The 3,509-nt window shown below is 59.0% G+C and carries 4 protein-coding genes; 2 read left to right on the plus strand and 2 right to left on the minus strand.

Features of this window, described 5'->3' with window-relative positions:
* Window positions 1-273: 273 nt before the first annotated feature.
* Entirely contained in the window at window positions 274-390 is a 117-nt protein-coding gene (locus NW870_RS12820; RefSeq protein WP_011434021.1) for a photosystem II reaction center protein I, read from the minus strand.
* A 344-nt stretch (window positions 391-734) separates the two neighbouring features.
* Here NW870_RS12820 and NW870_RS12825 point away from each other — a divergent pair, with 344 nt between their 5' ends.
* Window positions 735-1,736 (plus strand): lysophospholipase, encoded by a 1,002-nt coding sequence (locus tag NW870_RS12825; RefSeq protein ID WP_414375627.1) that lies wholly within the window; start codon window positions 735-737, stop codon window positions 1,734-1,736.
* Between the two features lie 25 nt (window positions 1,737-1,761).
* Window positions 1,762-2,748 carry a porphobilinogen synthase gene (gene hemB, locus NW870_RS12830; RefSeq protein ID WP_414344721.1) on the plus strand — a complete coding sequence of 329 codons (987 nt, stop codon included), beginning with the start codon at window positions 1,762-1,764 and terminating at the stop codon, window positions 2,746-2,748.
* A gap of 11 nt (window positions 2,749-2,759) precedes the next feature.
* On the opposite strand, the gene NW870_RS12835 is transcribed toward hemB, so the two are convergent.
* Window positions 2,760-3,302 carry a hypothetical protein gene (locus NW870_RS12835; protein ID WP_414375629.1) on the minus strand — a complete coding sequence of 181 codons (543 nt, stop codon included), beginning with the start codon at window positions 3,300-3,302 and terminating at the stop codon, window positions 2,760-2,762.
* Between the last annotated feature and the right edge of the window lie 207 nt (window positions 3,303-3,509).

Genomic DNA, 3,509 nt, shown 5'->3' on the forward strand with positions numbered 1-3,509 from the left:
GTTCTATCATAACTTCCGCATTCCTCCCGACACTGACCCTACGGGTACAGTGCGGGGCTCCTGCGATTTCTAGCTGAATCTCGCTCACCGCTGCTGCAACCCATGACCAGCAGCAACTTTGTCGCTACCCCGCCAGCAGGAGCTCCCTGGGCATCCGTTCTCCCATAGCTAGGGCAACCAGCAAGGTTCGGCAAAAACAGGGCCAGAGGCATGCTCCCTCAAGCGATGAGCCAGTTATCACTGGAGTTCGCAAGCTGCCCAAGGCGGGATCCCCTACTCCAGGTCTCGACGGTTGGGGTTGCGTGAGGGGTCGTTGCTCAAAAAACCAAACACAAAAAGCCCCACAAAAAAGATGACAACCGCGTAAACAGAGATTTTCAGTAACAGCATAGTTTCAGCAACCCGTTTCCGACTGAGTGAACTGATGAAGCGATAAGGCAATGGTAAAGCAAGGGTGAACCACCCCAGAGAGGGGATCCCGTCAAACCTGAGACCCCGCAAAACTTCTTCACAACATCATACCTCTCAGAGGGCCTTTTTCCCGCAAATGGCCCCAGTCTCCCCCCGAGAGATCCTTTCATCCCATCCTCAGAAAAGGCTGCAAAGCCCGGCATGTCGGGGATCCCCGGCAAGAGCAGAGATTGTTAAGAAATATGCTGAGCTGGAAACAAAGATTGCAACTCCTCAGCGGCGGCAGCGCTCGCGGGCGACTGGGACATAGGAAGATAGGATTTGTGGCTTTGCCGGGTCTTGCCGGACGTGTGTTGGATTTGCCCATGCCTTTTGATCGGTTAGGTGACTTAGAGGCTCTGGATGGGCGGTCGGAAACTCAGCCGCAAACTGCGTCGGGGATCTATCGGCCTCAGGAGTTGCCGCTTTCCGATGGGATCCCGGCTTTTCTGCACCACTGGCCCCAGGGATCCCCTTGCGGACGGGTGTTGCTTTTGCACGGTAAAGGGGATCACGGCGGCGGGTTTTGCCCTTTGGCCGGCGAGTTGGCTGCTCAAGGGTGGGAGGTTTTGGCTCCCGACATGCGGGGATTTGGTCGCTCCGGCGGGATCCGCTGCTGGATCGACCGTTTCAGCCAATATCAAGCCGATCTGGAGAGGATCACGCAGCAGATTTGGCCGCAGAAAGGGATCCCGCAGATCTGGTGCGGGTACAGCGCGGGGGCCAACTGGGTTACGGAATATGCCCTCGCCCATCCCGACCAAGTGCAGGGCCTGGTTCTCATCTCTCCGGCTTTTCGCATCGACCACTATTTCACCCCTTTGACCCACGCCCTTCTGCAAGTTTTGGACAGGGTTATTCCCCAGTTGGCCTTGACCGGCCTCTACGAGCCAGCGCGGGTGACTTCCCTACCCGAGCAGCAAGCCGCCTTTGCGGCGGATCCCCACATGTGTGGTGTAACGCGGGCCAGATTCACAGCCGAACTGGTGCGCAGTGGACAGCGCTGCCTTGATCAAGCCCATCGGCTCTGCCTGCCGGTTTTGCTGCTTTACACCTCTGCCGATATCGTCGTCAATCCTGCGGGAGCTGTGGATTTTGCCCGTCGGCTGCCCCAGGGAGAGATCCACGATTTTCCCCGGTCGCGCCACGATCTTTTGCACGACTGCCAAGCCGAAGCGGTAAAAGAGACCCTTCGCCGCTGGCTGGCTCGGCATTTTCCCTCTGCCCCGGATGTCGCCCCTCGCCCAACGACCAGCTCAGCCCCTACCGACCTCATGGCAAAATAGAAACGCCCTCTTTCCCCCTGCTCTCATGAGCCAAGACCTGATCTACCGTCCCCGTCGGCTGCGGCGCACAGAGGCCTTCCGCCAGATGGTGCAGGAAACCCACCTGCGGGTGCAGGATCTGATCTATCCCCTGTTTGTCATGGAGGGGGAGAACCAGCGGCAGGAAGTGGAGTCGATGCCCGGCTGCTACCGCTACACCCTAGACCTGCTGCTAAAGGAGGTGGAGGAAGCCGCTCAATTGGGGATCCCGGCGGTGGCCCTGTTCCCGGTGGTGCCGGAAGAGAAAAAGGATCCCACCGGGCAGGAGTGCTTCAACCCAGAGGGCTTGATCCAGCGGGCGGTGCGGCGGATTAAACAGGAAATTCCCGAGATTTTGGTGGTAACCGATGTGGCCTTGGATCCTTACAACAGCGACGGCCACGACGGCATTGTGCGGGATGGGGTGATCCTCAACGACGAGACGGTGGAAGTTTTGGTCAAGCAAGCCCTCTCCCAAGCAGAGGCGGGAACCGACATTGTGGCCCCCTCGGACATGATGGATGGTCGCGTCGGCGCCATTCGGGAGGCCCTGGACGACCAAGGCTATACCGATGTGGCGATCCTGGCCTATTCTGCCAAATATGCCTCTGCCTTCTACGGCCCCTTCCGCGATGCCCTGGGATCCGCGCCCAAATCCGGAGACAAGAAAAGCTATCAAATGGATCCCGCCAATGCTCGGGAAGCCATCAAAGAGGTGGAGCTGGACGAAGCCGAGGGGGCGGACATGGTGATGGTGAAGCCGGCCCTGGCCTACCTGGACATCATCTACCGAGTTAAGGAATCGACGGATCTGCCCGTAGCTGCCTACAACGTCAGCGGCGAGTACGCCATGATCAAAGCCGCCGAACAAAAAGGCTGGATCGACGGCAAAAAAGTGATGATGGAATCGCTGCTGGCCATGAAGCGGGCCGGTGCCGATATCATCCTCACCTACTTTGCCAAAGAGGTGGCCTTGCTTCTCAAACAAGCCTAGGCAGAGGCAGCCTACGGCCTGGCAGACGGCTGGGTGGACTGCCCGATCCAGGAAGGGTGGGTGTTCTTCTCGTCGTCCGCCACCCAGGTACTGGGATCCACCAAACGCACCTGAATTTGATTGCGTGGCACCCGATTCAGCCGTTCCTTGATCAGGGCCTCCTGCTGCAAGGGATCCATACCTCGATCCACCCCCTCCTGCAGCCGAGAAATCCGAGTGGACAAGACCTCGATATGCCGCTCCAGAACCTGGAGACGGTGGTGCTGAGCCAACTGCACCGGCAAGAGGCGATACAAACCACTGAGGGCAGCCGCCGTAAACAAGACATTCACCCCGATGTGACAGGCCATCTCCCAGACTTGAGGCTCGTGGCCAGGTTCTTGCCGTCCGCGCCGGCGGGAGCGCTGGACAGGGATCGTCCGCCGACCGGAAATTGGGAGAGAGGAGGGAAACCCTGCCCGCACCAGGGATCCCTGCCCTTGGGAGCGATGCACTCGTGGAGCAACAGAGATGTCCAGCCGAGGCCCAGCAACCTGCTCTGCACGCACAGACACGTGGCGAGCCGGGGTACGGGAAGAAGACTTGGGTATCACGGGTGAAGGGAAGAAAATAGGGGGACGATGAACCACCTCTGCTGCCAAGAAGCGCAGCTAGGGCCTATTGAAGCCGATTTTTCCAGGTGTGTCAGCTTACTAGCGCAGGAGCCCCGCACTGTACCCGTAGGGTCAGTGTCGGGAGGAATGCGCTTTGATGAAGTACAA

Source organism: Synechococcus sp. R50.1 (assembly GCF_047462115.1).
Classification (GTDB): Bacteria; Cyanobacteriota; Cyanobacteriia; order Thermostichales; family Thermostichaceae; genus Thermostichus.